The sequence below is a fragment of the Candidatus Pelagibacter sp. HIMB1521 genome, from assembly GCF_052047875.1.
GTDB lineage: Bacteria > Pseudomonadota > Alphaproteobacteria > Pelagibacterales > Pelagibacteraceae > Pelagibacter.
Map to the genome: position 1 here is coordinate 72,460 of NZ_JBNAIZ010000007.1, position 23,824 is coordinate 96,283.

Below are 23,824 nucleotides of genomic sequence, written 5' to 3' on the forward strand. Positions count from 1 at the left end.
CTATTTAATTTATATTGATTAAAGTTAAATTTTAAATAATGCTCAATGATTATTTATGAAAATTGAGCTTCACGAAAATAAAGTCTACTTCAATAATGGTACTGAAAAAAAAGAAATACATCCTTTTTGGTTAAGAGAAAGAGTGGATGGTGAAGAATTTGTTGATAAAGGAACTCAACAAAGACTTTTTGACCCAACTAGTTTGAGCAATGATATAATCATTAATAAAGCCTCTATTCATGATGAATTTTTAGAAGTTAACTTTAATGATGGAATTAGTTCTAAGCTTAATCTTAGTAAAATTGCTTTAGAATTCTCAAAAGAAGATACGGTTATAAAATCTATAGAAAAAACTAAATGGGATTCCAGTTTAAGTTATATTAAAAATTTTGAATACCAAGATAATTTTTATGAAAGTAAAGAAATGCATGACTTACTGGTTTCTTTCTATAAGTTTGGATTTGTTGTAATTAAAAATATACCAACAACTAAAAATTATATTGTTGAGTTTGCAAACTCAATAGGCAGTGTTAGACGAACAAACTTTGGAGAATATTTTGATGTTAAATCAAAACCTGACCCTAATGATCTTGCATATACTTCTTTAGCTCTTGCACCGCACACAGATAATCCATATCGAAACCCTGTACCATGTATCCAACTTTTGCATTGCATAGAGAGTAAAGTTTCAGGAGGATATTCTACACTGGTTGATGGATATACTGTTACTGAAGATTTAAAAAAAAGTTATCCTGATTATTATAAAATCTTAACAGAAGTAAAAGTAAGATTTAAATTTATTGATAAAGAAGTAATTTTAGAATCTTTATGTCCTTTAATTGAATTAGATGAGTATAAAAATTTTAAACAAGTAAGATTTAGTCCAAGATTAGATTTTGTTCCAATCTTAGATAAAGAAGAATTAGATTTATACTATCAAGCAAGAAAAAAACTGTCTGAGATGTACAATTCAGATAAATATAGAATAGAATTTAAACTTGCTCCAAAAGATTTAATGATGATGGATAATCATAGATTACTTCATGGACGAACAGTTTATGATGCTAATGAAGGAGAAAGATTTTTACAAGGTTGCTATATAGACTACGATAGTACCGAAGGAAAATTAAGACACTTAAAAAGAAAGTTTAATCTATAGAAATATTTTCTATTTGAGCTTCAGCATCTCTAATAGATTTTTCATAATCTAAAGCCATTTGATCAGCACTTATTACTTCAACTTTTTCAATCCCAAAAAAGTTTAAAATAAATTTTAACCAAGGCGTTAAAAAATCTTCTGAGCTATTTAGTTTTGTTCCGCCAGAAGTAATTACAAGATATGCTTTTTTATTTTTTAATAACCCTTCTCTTCTACCATTAGGTTTAAATTTAAAGGTTTCCCCTATTCTTGCAGCTAAATCTGACCAAGCTTTAAGAGTTGCGGGTGGTCCGTAATTATATATTGGAACTGAAATTATAATAATATCACTCTCTTTTAATTCTTTTACAAGCTTGTCAGAAAGTTCAAACATTTTCTTATGTTCTTCAGTTTGATCCTTCTCATCAATTTTCATTCCAGATTCTGTTAAGCCACTTACAAAAAGCATTTCATCATCTAAATCTCTATAAATTACTTCATCCTCTGGTTTTTTGATTTTTTCCAAAAGTTTTTTTGCTAATGCTCTTGATGTTGAGCCTTTTTTTCTAGCGCTTGAATCTATTTGATAAATTTTCATTAATTACTTTAACCAAAGTTTTGCATAAAAGGAAAGATCTCAATTAAATAAAACCCAATTGCTTGCAATTTATTTGTAATAATTAATATTCCAGTTACTAAAAGAATTGCACCACCTACTTTTGAGATAATATTTATATACTGACGCATATTTTTTGAAAAAATTAAAAACTTTTGAATTAAATATCCTGATAAAACAAAAGGTATAGCCAAACCTAAAGAGTAAAAACTTAATAAAATTATTGCTCTTGATAAAGTATCTTCAATTGAAGCTAAAGCTAAAATTGATCCTAGTATTGGACCGATACAAGGTGTCCATCCAAATCCAAAAGCAGCACCAATTATCACAGGAAAGAAAAAACTATCAATTTTTTTAAAATCAAATCTTCTATCAATGTTTAAAAATCCAAAATTAAAAACACCTAATAATTGTAGTGAAAAAAATATAACAATCAGTCCTGCAATTAATCTTAACAATTGAGAATTCTCTAACAATACTTGTCCCAAAAAAGATGCTGAAGCTCCAAAAATTATAAATACTAATGAAAAACCAAAACAAAATTTAATCAAAGGAATAATATTAAAATTTTGTTTCTCTGTTATTTCTTTGAGAGATTGGCCTGATACAAAAGATATATATCCAGGTATCAAAGGTAAAACACAAGGAGATAAAAAACTTATTAATCCTGCCCCAAAAGCAATTAAATATTCAATCATCTATCCAGTGTTTTTCATTGCTGCAGAAATTCCTGCAATAGATGTCATTAAAGCATCGTCTAAATATTTCTTATCTAAATTTTTATATTTTTTATTTGTTAGTTTATTCATTATATTTGCCTGAAGAATGTTTAGCATCTCAGTGTAGTTGTTTCTGATAAATAATGCTTTTCTAAACTCTTTTCTCTCTTTTATAACTTCTTTTGGAGTAATTTTATTGTGCAATTTGACCAATGCATCAAATTGAAACCTTAATCTTTTTCCAATTCTTATCAAAGATTTGTCAGCTAAATTATTTTCATAAATTACTGATATTTCAGGATCAACCTTTGAAATCACCATGTCCAAAATATCCATTGTTGATACAAAATAAGGCCAGTTCCTCTCCATGTCTGTCATAGTTTTTTTAAATTTTTTAATTGATCCATATCTCAAAGCCTCAGTTGTACCGAGCCAAGCAGGAAGCATTAGTCTAATTTGCGTCCAAGCAAATACCCAAGGAATAGCTCTTAAACTTTGAATATTATCAACATTTTTTCTCTTGGTGGGTCTTGAACCAATTGCAAGTTTTCCAAGAGATTTATGTGGAGTAACAGTTTTAAAATATCTAATAAAATCTTCACTTTGATTTAAATACTTTCGGTAAGCAGATGTAGAAATCTCAGACATTTTTTGAATAAGCTCTCGCCAATTTGGTTTTGATCTAGGAGGTGGATTTAGAGTTGCCTCCATTACTGCTCCTATATAACTACATAGATTGTATTCAGCTAAAGGCTTATATCCATATTTTTGCTGTATCACCTCTCCTTGATCAGTAATTCTAATTTTTCCATTTACTGTTCCAGATGGTTGAGATTTCAGAGTTGCCTGAATTGGCCCTCCTCCTCTTCCTGGAGATCCTCCTCTTCCATGGAAAAATACAAGATCTATTTTATATTTTTTAGCTAAATTTCTAAGTTCTTCTTGAAGTTTGTATTGATGCCAACTTGCAGATAGTTTTCCTGCATCTTTACTAGAGTCCGAATATCCAATCATAACCTCTTGTTTTGAGTTGATCATTTTTCTGTACCAAGGAAGTTTAAATAAATTTTGCATAACACCATTGGCATTCTTTAAATCATCTAAAGTTTCAAAAAGTGGTACTACTCTTAATAAATTCTTTGTTTCAGCTTGCAATTGCAATAAATAAACAGATAAAATATCAGATGCTTTTGAAGTCATTGAAATTACATACGCACCCATACATTGTTCTGGCTCTTTAGATATTTGTTTAAATGTTTTCCAAACTTCTAAATTCTCTTTGTCCCTTAAATTAATTTTATTAACAAAAGATTTTTTTTGTTTTATTGATTTATTGAGTAATTCAATTTTCTTTTCTTCATGTAATTGTGAATAATTTATTTTATTTTTCTTTTTAAATATTTCATTTAAAAGTTTTTCATGTCTATCAGACTCTTGTCTGATATCTAATCTTGCTAAATTTATTCCAAAACATCTAACTCTTCTTATCAAATCCAACAAATCTGCATTTGCAATGTGTTGACCTTTGTTCATGTTTAAGGATGTTCTAACTTCTCTTAATGGATTTATAATTTCATACTTATCTTTTAGTAATTTATTTTCATCTAAGGGTTTATTATAATTTATATGTGCTTCAATTAACTGATGTGTTCTTCTTACTTTGTCTCTTAAAGGTCTTAAATAAACTCTATAAGGTTCAAAACTATTTCCAGTAACTGTTTTGATTTTATTAGAACATTCTTCCATTGATAAATCTTGAATTAATTTTGTAAGTTCTCTTTCGTATAACTTTGCAGCTTGCCATCTTGAAAATAAAATCACTTTTTTTGTTACTTCAGATGTAACATTTGGATTTCCATCTCTATCACCACCCATCCAGGAACCAAATTGAATAGGATTAAAATTTCTAGGAAGATCTTTATTTAGATTTTTCCTAAAAATATCATTCAATCTTTTGTAAACTCTTGGAATTGTATCCCATAAACTATCTTCTATTACAGCCAAGCCCCATCTAGCTTCATCAAGTGGTGATGGTTTGATTCTTTTTAATTCATCAGTTTTCCAAATAATGGCTATCTCCGAATACAGTTTTCGATCTATTTCAATAATCTTTGCGGGGTATTTTTTATAAAGATGACGTTGTTCCATCAAGGTAGTTAAATTTGCGTATTTTTGAATTAGTGTTCTTCTCTTAACTTCTGTTGGATGTGCGGTGAGAACTATTCCAATATCAAGTTTTGTTGCCTGATCATAAATTTTTTTGTCAGAGATTTTTCTATTTTTAAAAAGATTGTTAATTATATCCTCAATAAATAGATTTTGTTTTTTGTTCTTAAAATATGGATTATCGTATTCATTAAGTTTTCTAGAAGCATCTAAAGACTCAGCTAAATTCATTAAATTTAGAATATGTGAAAAAGCTCTAGTGACCTTAAAAGTAATTTCAGGTGAAAGCTTTCTTATATCTTTTGAAATTTTGGAAAATACCTTACTTTTATTTTTATCTAATAAGGTGTTTTTAGATAATAATCTTAATCGCTCAACAATATTAAAAAATTTTGTGCCTTCTTGATCTTTGATCACTCTTCCAAGAAAAGTTCCTAATAATCTTATATCTTCTCTTAAAAGCTTAGTAGGTATTCGTTCATAGTAAAGATCTCTCTGCTTCATTACTTAAAATAAAATTTTTTTGTAAAACTCCTTTTGTGTTTGTTTTTACACCAAAAAAGAATCCTGAATATCTAAATTTTCGCAAATCAGCCTTGTCCATTCCTTTTGTAGCTGTTGAAACGTACAGTTCTTGATTATTCTTACCACCAAACGCACAATTAGTAATATTTTTGGCTGGAAACTTAATTCTGTGAATTAATTTTGCTCTACTATTAAATACTGAGACACATGCCCCACGAAAATGGGCAACCCATAAATTTTTATTTTTATCTACAGTCATTCCATCTGGAACTCCTTCTTCAGGAGTTAACTTTTTAAATATTTTTTTACTAATTATTTTATTATTTTTATTTATCTTAATTTTATAGATAGTTTTTTTAGGACTATCAGTGTGGTAAAAATTATATTGATCAATAAATGCTGGGCCATTTGTAATTCTATAATTTTTATCAACTCTAGTTAATTTAAGATTTTTATCTAATTTATACAAAGATCCTTTTTCAATTTTTCTCTCTAAGTTATCCATAGTTCCAAACCAAAGATTTCCAGCAGGATCTGTTTTACCATCGTTTATTCTATTCAATTTTAATTTAGGTTCTATAGGTATCGATTTTAAAACTTTTTTTGATTTTAAATTTTGAATTCTTATTTCACCTTGCAATCCTAGAACAAATATATGATCTCTTATGTGAGCAATGAAACCTACTTCCTTATTTACTTTAAATATTTTCTTTTTTTTATTTTTTATATTTAAAGAACAAATTTTCTTTTTCTTTATATCAACAAAATAAATTGAGTTGTGTTCTTTAACCCAAAGTGTTCCTTCGCCTAAAGTACATCTTATTTTCCAAATAGGTTTTGGCTCTGTAGTTTTAATTTTATTCATTTACTTCAAACTCCTTAATAAAGTCCTCATTAGGATTTATACCAATACCTACATTGTCTGTCACTGATGCAAATCCATTATTGTTTTTAACTTGATCTAAAATTGAAAAATTTTCTTTTGGTAGATCTGTAATAAAGATATTTTTCTCTGTTGTATCAAATTCGAGCATAGATTTTGTTGGGAATAATCCCCCTGGCATATCTGGTTGCGCAGTCAACAAATGAAGATTTACCGCTATACTTACAGCAGATCCCCAAACATGATTAATTACAGGAACAAAGTTAGCCTGCGCCAAGGCTGCAACTTTCAAATATTCTGTAATACCTCCTAATCCACATACTTCTGGTTGAGCTATATCAATACAATTATTGGTAATTAATTTATTCCATCCATACTTTGTAAATTCTGCTTCACCTCCAGCAACACTAGTTGATATATTTTTTTTCAATTCTCGGTAACCGTTGTAATCTTCAGGAGCGACAGGTTCTTCAAACCAATAAATATCTAGTTCATCAAGTCCTTTTCCAACATAAAGAGCATCTTTCAAATTATAAGCATGGTTAGCATCCACCATTAATTTAAAATCTTCACCTATAGAATTTCTAACTGCTTGAACTAACTTTAAATCTTCTTTTGGACCTAATCCAACCTTCATTTTCATTGCTTTAAAATTTTTTGATTTAATCTGTTTAGCTTCTTCTTCAAAGAACGGAATTAGTTCATCCACTGATTTTTTTTGTAACATCATTCCATATCCATAAACAGAAACTTCATTATTACATTTCCCACCAACGAGTTGGTAAAGAGGAGAGTTTGTTTTTTTTCCTAAGATATCCCATAGAGCTATGTCAACTCCTGACAAAGCTTGTATTGGCATTCCTTTTTGACCACTATCTCTTAAAAGATTGTAAACTTTTTGCCAGATATGTTCTTTATTCAAAGGGTTTTCACCTATTATTAAAGGCTGAATTACCTTTTCAACAATGAACTTATTAGCTAAAGCAATATTACCTGGACCAAAACATTCGCCCCATCCAGTAACACCTTCATCAGTTTGTACTTCGACTAAATGAGCTGTTCTGTGTTTATAATATTGTTGTGAATAACCTAATTCTTTCTCTAACTCATATTTAAGTATATGACTTTTAATAGAAGTTATTTTCACAAAAGATTATAAAGCAACTACTTTGGAGTTTTGCTCTCCTAAATTTTCAATTGATAATCTCATTGTATCACCAGCTTTTAAGAATTGTTGTGGTTTCATTCCCATACCAACTCCTGGAGGTGTACCAGTTGTAATTATATCTCCTGGCTGTAATGACATGAATTTACTTAAATAAGATACAATAACGTTAACATTAAAGATCATAGTATTAGTGTTTCCAGTTTGCATTCTTTGACCATTAACATCTAAACTCATTTTTAAATTATTAATGTCAGCAATTTCATCTTTAGTTACTAAATAAGGTCCGATTGGTCCATACGTGTCATGAGATTTTCCTTTAACCCATTGACCCATTTTTTCTATTTGCCATTCTCTTTCACTAATATCGTTTACTAAACAATATCCTAAAATGTGATCTTGTGATTGAGCTTCTGAAATATGTTTTGTATGTTTTCCAATTACAATTCCTAATTCTACTTCCCAGTCTAATTTTTTTGAACCAGACACAATTTCGATATCATCGTTAGGACCATTGATACAACTTGTTGCTTTCATAAAAGTAATTGGCTCAGACGGAACTTCTGCTCCTGTTTCGGCAGCGTGATCTGAAAAGTTTAAACCAATTGCAATAAATTTTCCTGGTTTTGTAATACATGAACCAATTCTTTCACTTGAAGATATCTCTGGAAGACTTGCTAAATCAGCACTTTGTAATTTTGAAATAGTTTCAAAATTTAAATGATCAGGATTTAAATCTGAAATATGTGAACTGATATCTCTAATTTTACCATCATTGTCTAAAGCCGCTGGTTTTTCTTGTCCTTTTTGACCTACTCTTAATAATTTCATAATTGTCCTTCTGTTATTAAATTATATTGAAATTCCACCATCAACAGAAATTGTAGTTCCTGTTGTAAATGTTGCATCATCACTTGCGAGATAAACTGCAACTGCAGCAATCTCTTCTGCAGTTCCTAATCTTCCCATTGGTTGTCTTGCAATAAAATCTTTTTTTGCTTGAACTGGATCTGGGCTCTGGTTTACTCTGTCTTGCCAAGATGGTGAGAAAACTGTTCCAGGAGCAATTGAATTACATCTGATATTTTGTTTTACAAAATCTGCTGCAATTGCTTTGGTTAAACCGATAACAGCACCTTTAGTTGTCCCATAAACAAATCTATTTGGAAAACCTTTAAAGCTAGATGCACATGAAGATATATTAATAATACTTCCACCATTTTGTTTGACCATTAAAGGTAAAATAGCTTTACACATAAAATACATCGACTTGACGTTTACATTAGAAGAAAAATCCCAATCTTTTTCTTCACATTCCAATATTGTTCCATGGTGAACAAATCCAACCGCATTAAACAATACATCTACTTTATTAAGAGTTTTAGTAAATTCTAAGATAGCGTTGTTATCAGTTGAGTCTAATTTGGTAACTTTAATATCTGGATATTCTTTATTTAAGTCTGCTAAAGTTTTGTCATTTAAATCTGTAGCTGTTACGTGAGCTCCTTCTTTATGAAATGCAATTGCTGTTGCTTTTCCAATTCCTTGTCCTGCTGCTGTTACAACAATTTGTTTCCCATTAAGTCTTCCGCTCATTTTTTATTTATCCTTTCAATTTCGTTATAAAGTGAACTGTGATCAGTGTTACCATGACCATTATCAACTAAAGTCTTATACATTTCTTTAACTAAATTTGAAATAGGTAAATGGGTATTATAAGAATTTGCACATTCCAAAATATTATTCATATCTTTTAAATGGGTTGAAGTTTTTCCTTTTGGACTGAAATCCTTATCTATCATTCTTTTTCCATGTGTTTGAAGTATTTTACTATCTGCCCATCCACCTGAGAGAGCTTTGATTAATTTATTTGGATCTGCTCCAGCTTTTTCACATAATGTTATGGCTTCTGCAACAGCTCCTATTGTAACTCCAACAACAATTTGATTTGCTAGTTTTGATACCTGTCCACTTCCAATAGGTCCAACTAATGTTGGGTTTCCCATTGCTTTTAAAATTTTTTCAGATTTATCAAAAATACTTTGTTCACCGCCAACCATGATGGCTAGTGAAGCTTCTTCTGCTCCGATTGTTCCTCCTGAAACTGGTGCATCTAAATAATTTACATTTTTTGATTTTAAATTAGTTCCATGTTTTGTTGCTGTCGTAGGTTTTACAGAACTCATATCTATAACTGTTGAGCCTGATTTTAAGTTGTCTAGAAAATCTGAACTAGAAGTTATTGCATCTACGGCACTATCATCAGTTAACATGGTAATGACGAAATCACTATCTTTAACTACATCACTTATTGTTTTTGAAATTTCTGCACCAAACTCTTTTAATGGTTCTGCTTTTTCAATTGATCGATTAAAGGCTTTTAATTTAAATCCAGATTTTAATATATTTTTAGCCATTGGAAGGCCCATTAGGCCTGTTCCAATAAATCCAATTGTTATCATGGTTTTGGTTTAAACTCGTGGAAATTTTGCGTCATTGCTTCAGGGAAGAACATAACACATGCTAATACAATTAACTGAATTACTATAAACGGAGCAAAACCTCTAAAGATATCTGTTAAAGATATGTGTGGAGGAGCAACCGATTTTAAATAGAAAGCGGCGGGCCCAAATGGTGGACTTAAAAATGAAACCTGCATATTTACACAGAATAATATTCCAAACCAAATCGGATCAAAACCAAGTGCAATTACAATTGGTAAAAATACTGGCATTGCTAACAATACAATTCCAACCCAATCCATAAATGCTCCCATGATTAAGAACATAATCTGCATCATGAAAATTAAATACATTGGTTTCAAATCATAAGCTAAAATTGTTTCTGCTACATATTTTGGACCTCCAGCAAGTGAATAAGCTCCTGCTAAAACTGTTGCACCAAAAGTAATTGTCAAAATCGTTCCAGATGCTTTGAAAGTTCTTGTTAATGCATCTTTAAATAAAAACCATGTCAGTTCTTTTCTAGCAAAAATAATAATTAAAGTAGCAACAACACCCATTCCTGCTGCTTCGGTAATACCAGTCATTCCAGAATAAATTGAACCTAATACAATAATTACAATTCCAATTGGTGGAAGTAGACCTGGAAGGTAAGACATTTTTTCCTTTAAAGTTAAAGCTGGCTCATCACTCAATGGAGCTAAATGAGGTTGTAACCTTGTTCTAATAAGTATGTATGTAATAATTAAACCTGAGATCATTAAACCCGGAATGATTGCTTCTTGGAATAACATCGTGATAGAAGTCTCTGTTGTTAATCCATAAATAATTAAAACAATTGATGGAGGTATCATTGTTCCTAAAGATCCAGATGCACAAATAATACCAATAGACATGTCTTGATCATATTTAAGTCTTAACATTTGAGGTAATGCAATTAACCCTAACAAAACTATTTCTCCTCCAATAATTCCACTCATTGCAGCCATGATAGTTGCCATGATTGCAGTAACTACACCTACTCCACCTCTAGTTTTTCTTAACCACGCGTTTAAAGCATCATAAAGATCTCGTGCAATATTCGAGCGTTCGAGCAAGGAGGCCATAAAAATAAACAAAGGTACTGATAAAAATGAATAAGTAACAACCAGTGAGTAATACCTTGAAAGCAATATTCCTAAAGCATGCTCACCTATGTATAAAAATACTAGTACTGCACCCATGAAACCTGATGCAAATCCCATCGGAACACCAATAGAAATTAATAATAATAATCCTACTATTAGTATTATTGAAAGCGATCCTATATCCATATTATTTCAATTCTTTAGATGGGTCGTATTGTTTTTCTTTCGGATTTCTCCAATCAATAATTAGGTTGTTTACAGATTGAAGAGCTATAAGAAATACACATAAAAGTGTAAGTGGTTTCATTGTAGCAGGAATTGGAGGGTCCCAATAAGTAGCAAATCTCTCCCAAGTAGTAAAAGATCTGTAGGCATCTTCCCAGCCTCCATAAATTACAGCTGCTGCAAAAACTACAATAATTATAGTACTAATTAAGTCAAAAATTCTTTGCGTTGGTCTTTCAACCCAGTCATAAAGCAAAACTATTCTAATATGGCTTCTTAATCTTGTTGCATATATTCCGCCAACTAAATAACAAACACCAGCTAGCCATAAACATAATTCATTTGCCCACAAAGTAGGCTTAAATAAAACATACCTCATAAATATCTCGTACATCATCACAATTACAATTACAGGAATTAAATATTTTATTGTGTGACTTAAAAATAAGGAAACTCTATCAATCCAATTAATTGGAAAATCATCTTTACTCGCTACTTTTTCATTCTGTTCTTGTAACTCTTTATCTATCATTGAGTAAAAATTTTAGATTTTATTCGAAGGGCCTTTTCAGGCCCTTCAAAATTTATTTATTACATAATACCATTAGCTTTCATGTAAGCTTTGTGTATTTCGATTAAAGCCGCAGCTTCTGGAGATTTAGTCTTCCATTCTTCCCAAGCAGCGAGTGCAGCTGTTCTGAATTTAAGTCTATCTTCTCTAGACCAGTCATGAAGAGTAACGCCCATTTCATTTAAAGCTTTAACAGCTTCAGCGTTTTTTCTCTCAACTAAGCTAGTAATAGTTCTTCCAGCGATTTCTATTCCTGCTTTCATAGCACCTTGCTCATGAGGCTTTAACTTGTTCCATACTTTTGTGTTACAAGCTAAGTGGTCAGCCGGCATAGAGTGGAAACCTGGGTATGTAGCATATTTGTTTTGCTCATAGTGTCCACCAGCATAGTTAGTTGCTAAAGATGAATAGTCAGCACCATCGATTAGACCAGTTTGTAAAGCTGTAGGTACTTCACCAAAGTCCATAACGATTGGTTTCGCACCTAAAGTTGTAAAGATCATACTTTCCATTCCTGGAGGTGATCTAAATTTAAAGTCTTTCAATGAAGCAACATCTGGAATTGGTCTGCTAGATATTAAAGACTCATGTCCTGGTATCCACCAACCAATTAAAGTCATTCCATATTTGTTGTATAATGCATCAACAGCATCTTGAGCACCTGGGTAGTTCAAGAATTCATATTGTTGGTATGGGTTATCGTATCCACCCATTACATCACCTGCGAATTGGAACGCTGCATTTTTACCAGTTTGGTAACCAGCACCAGTCATATCACAATCGATAATTCCAGTTTGTGCAGAGTTAAATACCTCAGCAGATTTACCTGTTACTGAAGATGAGTAGAACATTTCAATTTTCAAGCTTCCACCAGAAAACTTTTCTACATTTTTTGCGAACTGAGCCGCAACTTCACCATTTGGTGAGCTAGCAGTAAAGTGAGTTTCAATCTTTAAAGTCTTTGCATTTGCAGAGCCAAATAAAGCAACTGAAACCATAGCCACCGCTGCTAAAGTTTTAGATATTAATTTAAACATTATCTTCCTCTCGTTTATGTTTTTTGAAAGTTAATCATAAATGATTTTCTATTTCAATTAAATCAGTTTAGTTATTATATATAGAAATTATATATATTTTATAAACACAGAGAATAGAATTGTTCTAAACTACTTCTGAAATCAAAGGTTTTTCATTAAAAAAACAATAGATATTGTCTACCGCCATCATGCTCATTGCAAGACGTGTTTCATGTGTCGCACTACCTACATGAGGAAGAACAAAACAGTTATCTAATTTTAAATATCTATTATCTAAATTTGGTTCATTGTTAAAAACATCTAAACCAGCTGCATAAATTTTTTTATTTTCTAATGCATCAATCAATGCATCGTCATCTATTGTTGAACCTCTTGATGTGTTTATAATAACAGCATGTTTTGGTAATAAGCTAATTGTATCTTTATTAAGAATGTATTTTGTTTCTGCGGTAGCTGGTGTGTGTATACTTACAAAATCGCAATTTGGTAACATTGAATTTAAATCTGAATAATATTTTGCACCATCCTCTAAATCTGCAGACAACTTGTTTCTATTATAATAAATTATTTTCATGCCAAATGCTTTTGCACTTTTAGCAGCCATTCGTCCTATTCGTCCCATACCAATAATACCTAAAGTTTTGCCAGTAACTGAGTTACCAATCATAAATTTAATTAAGTCAGGTTTTTGATTTTTCCAATTATCAGTTCTAACTAAATTATAAGCTTCACCAATTCTTCTTGAGGCAGCTAATATTAAAAGAATAGTTAGCTCTGCAACAGCTTCGTTTAATACGTTAGGTGTATTGGTAACTTTTATTTTTTTTTCTAAAGCAGAGTTAACAGAAATATTATCGTACCCTACTCCTACCTGAGCAATGATTTTTAATTTACCATTTAGATTATTGAAAAAATTTTCTCCAATTTTATCAAACCCTGTAGAAATCATCCCATCATAGTCGTTTATTATCTTAATTAACTCGCTTTCTGGAATTGGTTCGTCTTTTGGATTTAATGTTACATCAAATTCTTTGCTTAATTTTTCTTCTGCTAAATCTGAAATTTTTCTAGAAACTAATATCTTAGATTTCATTTAATGTGAGTCTCTAGGTAAACCTTTTGTATGAGATACATCCAAGTATTTTCCTCTAGAATTAATACAAGCACCATCATCTAATTGACCTACTGTATTTCTGAATATTTCTTGCCAAGGAGTTTGATTATTTGCTTTAAATTTCTTTCTATTTTTTCTTCGCTTCTTAAACTCAGCCTGAGAAATTAGTAAATCAACTCTTCTTTTATTTAGATCAATTTTAATTTTATCACTTGTTTTGACTATTCCTAAATCTCCTCCAACTGCAGACTCTGGTGACACATGAAGTATTGAAGGACTTTCAGATGTTCCACTTTGCCTTCCGTCTCCTAAAGTAGGCAGATGTCTAATACCTTTTTTTAACAACCTGTCAGGTGGTTGCATATTAACTACTTCTGCAGAACCAGGGTAACCTACTGGACCACATCCTCTAACAATTAATATTGAGTTCTCATCAATTTTTAATTTCTTATCATTAAGTCTTTTATGGTAATCTTCAGGACCTTCAAAAACAATCGCCTTACACTCAAAAGCATTAGGGTGTTTAGGGTTTGATAAATATTGATCTCTAAATTCTTTACTGATTACTGATGTTTTCATTATTGCAGATGAGAAGAAATTACTTCTCATAACTAAGAAACCAGCTTTTTCTGTTAGAGCATTTTTAAATGTTTTGATCACTTTGCTATCTACATCAATTTTTTTTTTCAAATTTTCACCTACTGTCTTTCCAGTTACAGTCTTTATGTTGGTATGAATTTTTTTATTCTTAATTAATTCTTTCATAACCGCTGGTATTGCACCTGCTCTGTGAAAACTTTCCATTAAATATTCACCAGCTGGCTGGCAGTTTACTAGCAAAGGAATATTATGACCTAATTTTTGCCAATCAGATAAATCAAACTTAATTCCCATGTGTTTAGCTATTGCACTTAAATGTGTTGTGCAGTTACTTGATCCGCCTATTGCGCTTGCAACTACTACTGCGTTTTCAAATGCTTTACGTGTCATAATTTTTGATGGTGTTAAATCTTCATGAACCATTCCAACAATTCTTTGTCCTGTTTCATATGAAATCTGTTCTCTTTCTCTATAAGGTGCAGGAATTACAGCTCCTCCAGGTAGAGACATTCCTAAAGCTTCTGCAACTGAATTCATAGAAGATGCTGTTCCCATAGTATTGCAATGACCAGCGCTTGGCGCAGAAGATGCAACCATGTCCATAAATTCTTCGTATTTAATTTCTCCCTTAGCTAACATTTTTCTAGCTTCCCAAACTACTAATCCAGATCCGGCAAGTTTTCCTTTGTAAACTCCATCTAACATTGGGCCACCTGAAAGAACTATTGCGGGAATATTAACTGTGGCTGCTGCCATTAATGCTGCAGGAGTAGTTTTATCACACCCTGTAGTTAAAATAACTCCATCGATTGGATAACCATACAAAACTTCTACCAAAGATAAATAAGATAGATTTCTGTCCAACATAGCTGTTGGTCTTTTTCCAGTTTCTTGAATAGGATGAGTTGGAAATTCCATTGGAATTCCTCCAGCTCTTCTGATCCCATCTTTAATTCTTTTTGTTAAAGACATAAAATGTCTGTTACATGGAGAAAGATCACTGCCTGATTGAGCAATACCTATAATTGGATTTCCAGATTGCAATTCTTTTCTTGTAAGACCATAATTTAAGTACCTTTCTAAATATAAAGCCGTCATGTCAGGGTTTTTTGGATTATTGAACCACTGTTGACTTCGGAAACTCTTTTTTCTTTTTTTAGGCATAATTAATATAATGGTTTGTTTAAGTTATTGGTTATATAATAAATTTATGAATAATCTAATAGTTTTAAATGGCAATGACAATGTTGGCGTAAGTCAATTTATCATACCAGAAAAAACAAAAATTGAAGGACATAATATAAGTACGTTGGATCCAATCCCTTTTGGTCACAAAGTATGTTTAAAAGAGATTAAAAAAGGTGATCCTATTATCAAATATGATCAAATTATTGGATTTGCTTTAAATGATATTAAACCAGGAGAGCATGTTCACTCTCATAATTTAGAATTTAGAGAATTTAAAAGAGATTTCAAAGTAACTGATAAATCACACAATGTTGACGAAAAAGCAGATACTTTTTTCAATGGAATTTTAAGAGATAACGGCCAAGTAGCCACAAGAAATTATATTGGAATAGTTAGTACCGTTAATTGCTCTGCAACAGTTACAAAAATGATTGTTGAAAAAATAAAGTATTCAGAAATTTTAAAAGATTATCCAAATATAGATGGAATAGTGCCTATTACTCACTCAACAGGATGTGGAATGAATACTGAAAGTGAGGGAATGCAAATTTTCCAGAGAACTATAGATGGATTTAAAAATCATCCAAATTTTTCTCATGTTTTTGTTATTGGTTTAGGGTGTGAATGTGCTCAGGTAAGTTTATTTGATGAGTCTCTTAAAAAGCACAACAGAATTCACTTCTTAACTATCCAAGATGAAGGTGGAACAAAAAAAATTGTTGATAAAGTATTATCTCAAATAAAAAACCTGTTATCTGAAGCAAATAATGTTCAAAGAACATCTCAGCCTGTTAGTCATTTAACTTTAGCCTTACAATGTGGAGGATCTGATGGTTATTCAGGAATTACAGCTAATCCTGCATTAGGAGTTGCTGCTGATCTTTTGGTTAAAAAAGGTGGAAGTTCAATTTTATCAGAAACTCCAGAAATTTATGGAGCAGAACATTTGTTAATTAATAGAGCTAATTCACAACAAACTGCAGATAAATTAATTAAAAGAATTGAATGGTGGAGACATTATACATCAATAAACAATAGTTCTATGGATAACAACCCAGCACCTGGAAATAAAAAAGGTGGGCTTACAACTATTTTAGAAAAATCTTTAGGAGCAGTTGCTAAAGGTGGAAACTCAATTTTACAAGATGTATTGAATTATGCTGAACCTTTAAAAAATAAAGGTTTCAATTTTATGGATTCACCTGGATATGATCCGGTATCTGTTACAGGGCAAGTTGCATCAGGAGCAAATGTAATTTGTTTTACAACTGGAAGAGGGTCTTGTTTTGGATGTAAACCAGTTCCAAGTTTAAAACTATCAACCAACTCAGCAATGTTTGAAAGAATGTCGGAAGATATGGATATTAATTGTGGAACAATAGCTGAAGGAAAAGAAAAAGTTGAAGAAGTTGGTCAAAAAATATTTGAATTAGTAGTAAATACTGCATCAGGAAATAAATCTAAGAGTGAAATCAATGGCTACGGTGACGAGGAGTTTAATCCTTGGCAAGTAGGCGTTGTAATGTAAAAAATTTCCTAAAGTGCAAAATCAAACATCTTTATTAAACGTAATTTTATTAGCTGCTGGTGGTTTCTTTATGTTTGTTTGTATGGATTCTACTGCAAAATACCTAGGAACAGTCATGCCTGTTACACAGGCTATTTGGGGAAGATTTTTTTTTCATTTAGTATCTTTAATTGTATTTTTTTTAATATTTAAGCCAAAAGTAAACTTAAAAAAAAATTTTAAAGTTCAAATAATTAGATCAACATTAATGGTGACAGCTACATCGTTTATGTTTTTTTCACTTCAAAAGTTTGACCTAGTAGATATTTATGTAGTTTTCTTTACAGCCCCATTAATCGTTGCTTTGCTTTCTGCTTATTTTTTAAAAGATATTTTGACTTTTAAAGGAATTCTTTTGATGCTCCTTAGTTTCAGTTCAATTGTTTATTCTTTAAGTCCTAGCATGAAAATATTTAGTGTAGATTTAATTTTTCCAATCGTTCCACCTATATGTTGGGCGCTTTACCAATTTTTTACAAAAGTTGTATCTAGTGATAACGATCCATTTGCAGCAATATTTTATACTTCTATTTTGGGAGCAATAATATTTAGTGTTTATATTTTTTTTAACTGGGAACCATTAAGTAATAATATTTTTTGGTTATATTTAGCACTACTTGGTATTGCAGGCTTTGTGAGCCACTCTTTAATTATATATGCAATTCAATTATCAAATTTATCTTTTGTAACAAATTTTCAATATTCTCAATTAGTTTGGTCTACAATTTTTAATTTTTTCATTTTTGGTGTACCTTTTGATGTAAATAAGATTGTGGGTGTTGTGGGTGTAATAATATTTGGTTTATTATTTATAAGAACTGAAGGTAAAAAAAGTTAAATTAGGAGGTTGGATGAAAAATATTGGTTTTATTGGTGTTGGTTATATGGGTTATGGAATTGCTAAAAACATCATTAAGCACAAAAATAATCTTTTTGTAATTGCTAACAAAAATCGCAAACCTATTGAAAAGATAGTAAGTGAGGGAGCTGAAGAAGTTAAGTCATTTAAAGATTTTGCGTCTAAAAATTTAGATGCTTTATTTATGTGTGTTACCAACACACCTATTGCAAAATCTATTTCAGAAAAATTATCAAATATATTAAGTAATAAAACAATTGTGATTGATATTACTACTCACAATAAAACTGGCTCTATTGAAACTGAGGCAATTTTTAAATCAAATAATATCAACTACGTTGAATGTCCAGTAATGGGTGGACCTGTTCAAGCAGAAGAAGGTGTTTTAGGCGGTATTGTCGGAGCGTCAGATGATAATTTTAGAATAGCAGAGCCTTATTTTAATATATTTTGTAAAGATTATTTTCATTTTGGTCCAGTAGGTATGGGCGCAAAATCAAAACTTTTAAATAATTTTTTATCTTTAGGAAATGGAGCATTAGTAAATCATTTAGCAAAATGTGCTACTGGATTAGGATTAGATCTAAAAAAAGTATTTGATGTTGCGAAGCTAGGATCTGGAAACTCTGCGGCTCTGAACAGAGTTTTTGATAATTTACTTAAAGGTGATTACACAGGATTTAAATTTACTGCAAGTAACTCTGTTAAAGATTTAACTTACATTCAGGATCTTTTAAAAGATTTTCCTGAAGCTGAAAAAGTTGCTGAACTAAATAAAAATTATTTTCAAAAAGCTGTAGATGATGGTTATGGAGAAAACTTTATTAGTGAATTAATTAATAAAAAATAATTGAAGGAAGTTAAATAAGATATCGGGAATCTACTAAAGCAGTAGGTTGTATTCAACTTATATATTTGCATTAAATACAAATAAATTTATTGAAAATAATTTTGATATAATTACCTTTTTATATGAAGGAGGTTTATGTTAAAATTGCTACCACCTGATACTTAGCTGAAGATCTTTAGATATAAAAAAACTTAAAATAATAAAATCCGTTTGGATTTAATGCCAAAGAGGCGATAAAAAGGGAGCTCTTTAGGTATCAACTAAAGAGCGAACCCTTAAAAAAATTAATTTTTAGACTTTAATATTTCTAGCGGAAGTGGTGCTTCAGGATATTTTTTTTCACATAACTTTTCATAAATTTCACAAAAGTTAAAAATTGTTTTTACAACTTCGTTTTCATCTGTTGAGTTTAATTTTGTAATTAACATATCTCGATCTTTTTCTAACTCTTTAATTTGTTCACCTGAAAAAAATTCTCCAGTTTCAATTTCCCAGTAAGTATCCTCTAATTCTACTTCACTTAATTCATTTAATTTTTTTTGTAACATTATAATTGTTTCATCATCAGTTTCTGTGTTTCTCATAGGAGAATTTTTTAATTTGCCTAAACATTTGTCTCTTAAACCATCAATAAAATGATCATAAGGTTTTCCTAAACTTAATTCTTTAAAATGATTACTAATAAAATATTTTTTGATTGCTGAATCTGTAGAAATTTTTTCTTTACCCTTAATTATTGCAACCTGAACATATATCTCTTGAGAAACGTATTCCTCTATATGATCTGTTACTGATACTGGAAGCATTGTTTATTTTAAGACTTTAGCCTGTCGTTATTTAAATCAAAAGCAGGTTCATCAATAACTTTTGATTTAACATCTTTTCCTTGGATTTTAATCAAAAACTCATTTCCAACTTTAGCAAATTCAGTTTTGACATATCCAAAGGCTAAACTTTTGTTTACTCTATACCCATAAGCCCCTGATGTAGTGAGACCCACTAAATTACCATTAGAGTAAATTGGTTCATTTCCATGAGCATCTGCATCTACAGCACCAACTTCCATATAAACTAATTTAATTTTTGGACCATTTTTTATTAAATTCGATACAATTTTGGATCCTTTAAATTCAGATTTTTTTTCAGTATTAAAAAACCTTTCCAAGCCTGCTTCAACTACGCTAATTTCTGGAGTTAATTCTAACCCCCAACCTCTGTATCCCTTCTCAATCCTCATAGAATTCATTGCATGAGCTCCAAAATCTATAATATCAAATTCCTTACCAGCTTCGCTTAATAACTCATATAGTTTTTCCATGTCTTTAAAGTCATGATGCAATTCCCAACCTAGTTCGCCCATATAGTTTACTCTTAAAGCTGTTACATTAATGTTACCTAAACTTATTTCCTTACTTTTTAACCAAGGGAAATTTTCATTTCCTAAATCTGTATCTGTTAATTTTTGCAAAACCATTCTTGATTTTGGTCCTATGATACCAATTACACCTTTGTCTAAAGTTATATTTTTAATTTCAACTTTTTCGTTTTCTTTTTTATTCTGATTTAGCCAATCCAAATCTCTAATTTCTGATACTGCACCTGATAATGCGTAATAATGGTTATCTTTTAATTTGGTTAAAGTTAGTTCAGTTTGAATTCTTCCAATATCATTTAAAAGATGAGTTAAAACAATACTTCCATCTTTTTTTGGAAGTCTATTAACACAAAGTCTTTCTAAAAAGTTATAACTATCTTCTCCAGTAATTTCGTATTTTGAAAAAGTTGATAGATCTATCAAGCCTACATTGTTATGAACATGTAGACATTCTTTTTGAATTATAGGAAATAAATTATTTCTTTTATAACTTAATTCTTCTTTAGTATTATCTTTATTAAACCAAGCTGGTTTTTCCCATCCATATAAATCAAAATATTCAGCACCTTTTTCTTTCAACTTTTGGTAAATTGGCGTTGTTTTCATTGGTCTTCCAACCTCTACAACATCATTAGGCATTGGAGTTACATACATTCTTCGATATTGCTCTTTTGATTTTTCAACTGAATAATTTTTATCAACCCAGCTCATGTATCTTCTTGGTTCAAATTCCATCATGTTTATTTCTGAGTCACCATGCACAATCCACTGAGCCATGTATTTTCCAGCTCCCCCTCCATGAGCAATTCCAATACTTGCTGCACAAAACATCCAAAAGTTTTTTAGTCCAGGTGCAGGACCAGCTAAAAAATTATCATCAGGAGTATGTGTAATAGGACCACATATAATTCTTTTAATACCTACATCTTTAAACTGTGGAATACGATCCATTCCTTTTTCTAAGTGTTCTGCAATTCTATCAAGATCTGGATCTAATAACTCCATATCAAATTTCCAATCCATTCCATCTAAAGCCCAAGCTGCTACATCTTTTTCATAAGGACCAATTAAAAGTCCTTTGCCCTCTTGTCTTAGATAAGAAGAAGAGTCTGGATCTCTCACAACTGGCAATTCTTTACTTAATTTTTCTATTTCAGGATGTGCTTCTGTAACTAAGTATTGATGGATCATGTTTATACTTGGAACATTTTTTAAACCAACCATCTGTGCTACTTCTGGACAAAAACTTCCTGCAGCATTAACAACATGCTCACAAACAATGTCACCCTTTTCAGTAATTACTTTCCACTCTTCTGAAGGCAATTGTTCAATATCAGTTACTCTATTTTTTCTGTAAATTTTGGCTCCTCCATTTCTTGCTCCTTTAGCCATTGCATTTGTAGTGCTAGTTGGATCTGTGTAGCCATCTTCTGGAGTTAAAAAAGCACCTTTAATTCCATCTAACTTTATAAAAGGATGATATTGATGAATTTCTTCTGTTGATATAATTGAACATGGAGAACCAGCTATATCTAAAATTCCTTTAGTATAATCAAACCACTCAAGATCCTCTTTGGTATATGCTAACCTTAAACTTCCTGTTTCATGAAATCCTGTTGGTTGTTCAGTTTCTTTTTCTAGTGACTTATAAAGGTTAGTTGAATGAAGATGTATTTTGGCAAGATTTAAACTCGTTAACATATGAGGACATTGACCTGCAGCATGCCAAGTTGATCCTGAAGTAAGTTCACTTTTTTCAATCAATACGACATCACTCCATCCTTCTTTTGTAAGATGGTAGAGCAAACTAACTCCCATTATTCCACCACCAACAATTACGAGCTTTGCGTGAGACTGAATTTTATCCATAAAAAAATGAAACTACTTAGATTTTAAATTAATTAAACAAAATAAATTTTAATTAACCAAAATGGGTATATGAATTTATTAATGCTGTTTTCTATATTTGGAATGACAGGCCTTACAATTTGCCCACATTAATTTTCCTAGAGTTCCTCTAATATCATCTGCATCTTCTATAATAGAAGTGAGTTTGATCATATTATCAGCAGATTTTTGCATTAATGCATTGAAAGCATCTTTTTCTTCCCAAATTACAGGTAGTGCTTCTGTTTTAAATCCTTCTTTAGAATTTTCTGGAAATAGATCTAATAAAGTAATGTAATTTTCACTCATTTCTTTCATTAGTTCTATCGCTTCATCAAAATCTCCATTTGAAGAAAAAGATTGTACCCTCTTAGCGGTACTATAATTCTTACTAAATAGTGCTTTTCTACTTTTAATAATATCTTCTACTGACAACTCAGCATTAGCTAATGAGCCAGAAAACACCATAATTAAAGATAATATTATTGTACCAAAGATCTTCTTGGTATGTTTTAATAAGTTATGCATGTTAAGAACACCTTAACAGAATATGGACTGATTTCAAAGTTAATGCACTGGTTAAGTGCAATCTTGCTTTTAATTCAAATTCCTCTTGGCTTTTATTTAGTTGGTTTAGATTTTGGTGAAAACAGAATAACTATTGAAAACATTCATGTATTGATTGGTCTTGGAATATTTTACGTTATAATTTTTAGATTACTTAATAATTTGATTAATCCTGTTCCAAAGTTAGGACCTGCTACTTTTATGGGGCAAAGGTTTATTGCTAAACTCAATCATTTGTTGTTATACATTGCAGTCTTATCAATAACTATTTCAGGAATATTGAAAAAACTATTTAATGGTGAACCTTTGGTGATTTTTTTAAAAGAAATAAAAATAAAAGACAATTTTGAACTTGCTGATCAATTTTATAATATTCATATAATATCAAACTATCTACTTATTGGTTTAGTTGCTTTACATGTAAGTGCCGTAATAATTCATAAATTATTCTTTAAAGAAAATTTATTAAAAAAAATATTATAATAATTAATCATCAGACATGGAAAAATCATCTATTGGATATATTTTAAAATTATCTATTCCAATATTTTTTGCCAACTTGGCTATTCCATTAGTGGCAATTATCGATACGTCTTTAATGGGTAACTTGGGTAATGTTTCTTATTTATCTGCGACTTCTGTTGCAGCAAATTTATTTTCAATGATTTTTTGGAGTTTTGGATTTCTAAGAATGGGAACTGTCGGTATGGTCTCTCAAGCTAATGGAGCTGAAAATTATAAAGAAATTATTAATATTGTTTTAAGAAATTTGTTATTTGTAATTATACTTTCTATTGTCTTATTTTTTGCTCAAAATTTAATTCTTAAAATAAGTTTACAAATATTTGATCTAAATTCACAAACTACTTCTTTTTATGAGGAATATTTTAAAATTAGAATTTATTCAGCTCCAGGTGAACTTACTCTTTATATTATAACAGGTCTTTTTGTTGGATTACAAAAAACTAAAATTTCAAGTATTGCAGTGGGGTTTTTCTCAATATTAAATATTATATCGAGCATAATTCTCGTAACTCAATACAATTTAAATATTAAAGGTGTTGCTTATGGAACTCTTTTTTCTGGGATAATTACCTCTACTGTTTTTTTAATTTATACTTTTTTTTATTTAAAAAAGCTTACAAAAATTAATTTTATAATAAGAGAAATTGTTGATCTAAAT

At 30.5% G+C, this 23,824-nt stretch carries 22 protein-coding genes; 6 read left to right on the forward strand and 16 right to left on the reverse strand.

Annotated features, from left to right (window positions below):
- Positions 1–55 precede the first annotated feature (55 nt).
- Entirely contained in the window at positions 56–1,159 is a 1,104-nt protein-coding gene (locus ACTTA5_RS03940) for a TauD/TfdA family dioxygenase (protein ID WP_440648094.1), read from the forward strand.
- Here ACTTA5_RS03940 and ACTTA5_RS03945 read toward each other — a convergent pair.
- The 13 genes from ACTTA5_RS03945 to ACTTA5_RS04005 form a co-directional block, all read right to left on the reverse strand.
- A complete protein-coding gene (locus ACTTA5_RS03945) occupies positions 1,149–1,736 on the reverse strand; it encodes an FMN-dependent NADH-azoreductase (protein WP_440648096.1) in 588 nt (195 codons plus the stop codon). The two genes, ACTTA5_RS03940 and ACTTA5_RS03945, sit on opposite strands and share 11 nt — an antisense overlap.
- Before the next feature lie 8 nt (positions 1,737–1,744).
- Entirely contained in the window at positions 1,745–2,452 is a 708-nt protein-coding gene (locus ACTTA5_RS03950; RefSeq protein ID WP_440648098.1) for a cytochrome c biogenesis CcdA family protein, read from the reverse strand.
- Positions 2,453–5,143, reverse strand: coding sequence for a phosphoenolpyruvate carboxylase (gene ppc / locus ACTTA5_RS03955; RefSeq protein WP_440648100.1), 2,691 nt, complete (start codon positions 5,141–5,143; stop codon positions 2,453–2,455).
- Positions 5,118–6,029 (reverse strand): SMP-30/gluconolactonase/LRE family protein, encoded by a 912-nt coding sequence (locus ACTTA5_RS03960; protein ID WP_440648102.1) that lies wholly within the window; start codon positions 6,027–6,029, stop codon positions 5,118–5,120. Before ACTTA5_RS03960 ends, ppc begins: the two co-directional genes overlap by 26 nt.
- Positions 6,022–7,194, reverse strand: coding sequence for a mandelate racemase/muconate lactonizing enzyme family protein (locus ACTTA5_RS03965; protein WP_440648104.1), 1,173 nt, complete (start codon positions 7,192–7,194; stop codon positions 6,022–6,024). Before ACTTA5_RS03965 ends, ACTTA5_RS03960 begins: the two co-directional genes overlap by 8 nt.
- 6 nt (positions 7,195–7,200) lie before the next feature.
- The gene (locus ACTTA5_RS03970; RefSeq protein ID WP_440648106.1) at positions 7,201–8,043 is read right to left on the reverse strand and encodes a fumarylacetoacetate hydrolase family protein; all 843 of its coding nucleotides are present in this window, start codon (positions 8,041–8,043) and stop codon (positions 7,201–7,203) included.
- A 21-nt stretch (positions 8,044–8,064) separates the two neighbouring features.
- A complete protein-coding gene (locus tag ACTTA5_RS03975; protein WP_440648108.1) occupies positions 8,065–8,808 on the reverse strand; it encodes an SDR family oxidoreductase in 744 nt (247 codons plus the stop codon).
- A complete protein-coding gene (locus ACTTA5_RS03980) occupies positions 8,805–9,674 on the reverse strand; it encodes an NAD(P)-dependent oxidoreductase (RefSeq protein WP_440648110.1) in 870 nt (289 codons plus the stop codon). Before ACTTA5_RS03980 ends, ACTTA5_RS03975 begins: the two co-directional genes overlap by 4 nt.
- Positions 9,671–10,987, reverse strand: a complete 1,317-nt coding sequence (locus tag ACTTA5_RS03985; protein WP_440648112.1) for a TRAP transporter large permease — start codon at positions 10,985–10,987, stop codon at positions 9,671–9,673. The genes ACTTA5_RS03980 and ACTTA5_RS03985 overlap by 4 nt, the downstream gene beginning before the upstream one ends.
- 1 nt (position 10,988) lies before the next feature.
- Positions 10,989–11,558, reverse strand: a complete 570-nt coding sequence (locus ACTTA5_RS03990; RefSeq protein WP_440648114.1) for a TRAP transporter small permease subunit — start codon at positions 11,556–11,558, stop codon at positions 10,989–10,991.
- Positions 11,559–11,617: 59 nt separating this feature from the next.
- Positions 11,618–12,634: a TRAP transporter substrate-binding protein DctP gene (dctP, locus tag ACTTA5_RS03995; RefSeq protein ID WP_262590472.1), complete on the reverse strand. Its 1,017-nt coding sequence runs from the start codon at positions 12,632–12,634 to the stop codon at positions 11,618–11,620.
- Between the two features lie 124 nt (positions 12,635–12,758).
- On the reverse strand, positions 12,759–13,727 hold the full coding sequence (locus ACTTA5_RS04000; protein ID WP_440648116.1) for a 2-hydroxyacid dehydrogenase: 969 nt from the start codon (positions 13,725–13,727) through the stop codon (positions 12,759–12,761).
- A complete protein-coding gene (locus tag ACTTA5_RS04005) occupies positions 13,728–15,512 on the reverse strand; it encodes an IlvD/Edd family dehydratase (protein ID WP_440648118.1) in 1,785 nt (594 codons plus the stop codon).
- A gap of 46 nt (positions 15,513–15,558) precedes the next feature.
- Between ACTTA5_RS04005 and ACTTA5_RS04010 the strand changes: the two genes are divergently transcribed.
- From ACTTA5_RS04010 to ACTTA5_RS04020, 3 genes are read left to right on the forward strand one after another with little or no spacing between them, the layout of a single operon-like run.
- Positions 15,559–17,064 (forward strand): UxaA family hydrolase, encoded by a 1,506-nt coding sequence (locus ACTTA5_RS04010; RefSeq protein WP_440648120.1) that lies wholly within the window; start codon positions 15,559–15,561, stop codon positions 17,062–17,064.
- 13 nt (positions 17,065–17,077) lie between these two features.
- The gene (locus ACTTA5_RS04015; RefSeq protein WP_440648122.1) at positions 17,078–17,941 is read left to right on the forward strand and encodes a DMT family transporter; all 864 of its coding nucleotides are present in this window, start codon (positions 17,078–17,080) and stop codon (positions 17,939–17,941) included.
- A 13-nt stretch (positions 17,942–17,954) separates the two neighbouring features.
- Entirely contained in the window at positions 17,955–18,812 is an 858-nt protein-coding gene (locus ACTTA5_RS04020) for an NAD(P)-dependent oxidoreductase (protein WP_440648124.1), read from the forward strand.
- A 284-nt stretch (positions 18,813–19,096) separates the two neighbouring features.
- Here the strand turns inward: ACTTA5_RS04020 and ACTTA5_RS04025 are convergent, their stop codons facing one another.
- The 3 genes from ACTTA5_RS04025 to ACTTA5_RS04035 all read right to left on the reverse strand — a co-directional run bounded on the left by ACTTA5_RS04025 (position 19,097) and on the right by ACTTA5_RS04035 (position 22,602).
- The gene (locus ACTTA5_RS04025) at positions 19,097–19,618 is read right to left on the reverse strand and encodes a hypothetical protein (protein WP_440618226.1); all 522 of its coding nucleotides are present in this window, start codon (positions 19,616–19,618) and stop codon (positions 19,097–19,099) included.
- A gap of 8 nt (positions 19,619–19,626) precedes the next feature.
- On the reverse strand, positions 19,627–22,056 hold the full coding sequence (locus tag ACTTA5_RS04030) for an FAD-dependent oxidoreductase (protein WP_440648126.1): 2,430 nt from the start codon (positions 22,054–22,056) through the stop codon (positions 19,627–19,629).
- 78 nt (positions 22,057–22,134) lie between these two features.
- Positions 22,135–22,602, reverse strand: coding sequence for a c-type cytochrome (locus ACTTA5_RS04035; RefSeq protein WP_440648128.1), 468 nt, complete (start codon positions 22,600–22,602; stop codon positions 22,135–22,137).
- Here ACTTA5_RS04035 and ACTTA5_RS04040 point away from each other — a divergent pair.
- Together ACTTA5_RS04040 and ACTTA5_RS04045 are read left to right on the forward strand one after the other, a co-directional pair.
- Complete coding sequence (locus ACTTA5_RS04040; RefSeq protein ID WP_440648130.1) at positions 22,597–23,124, forward strand: cytochrome b; 528 nt, start codon at positions 22,597–22,599, stop codon at positions 23,122–23,124. The two genes, ACTTA5_RS04035 and ACTTA5_RS04040, sit on opposite strands and share 6 nt — an antisense overlap.
- 16 nt (positions 23,125–23,140) lie before the next feature.
- Positions 23,141–23,824, forward strand: a 684-nt coding sequence (locus tag ACTTA5_RS04045) for an MATE family efflux transporter (protein ID WP_440648132.1), incomplete at its 3' end; no start/stop codon positions are given.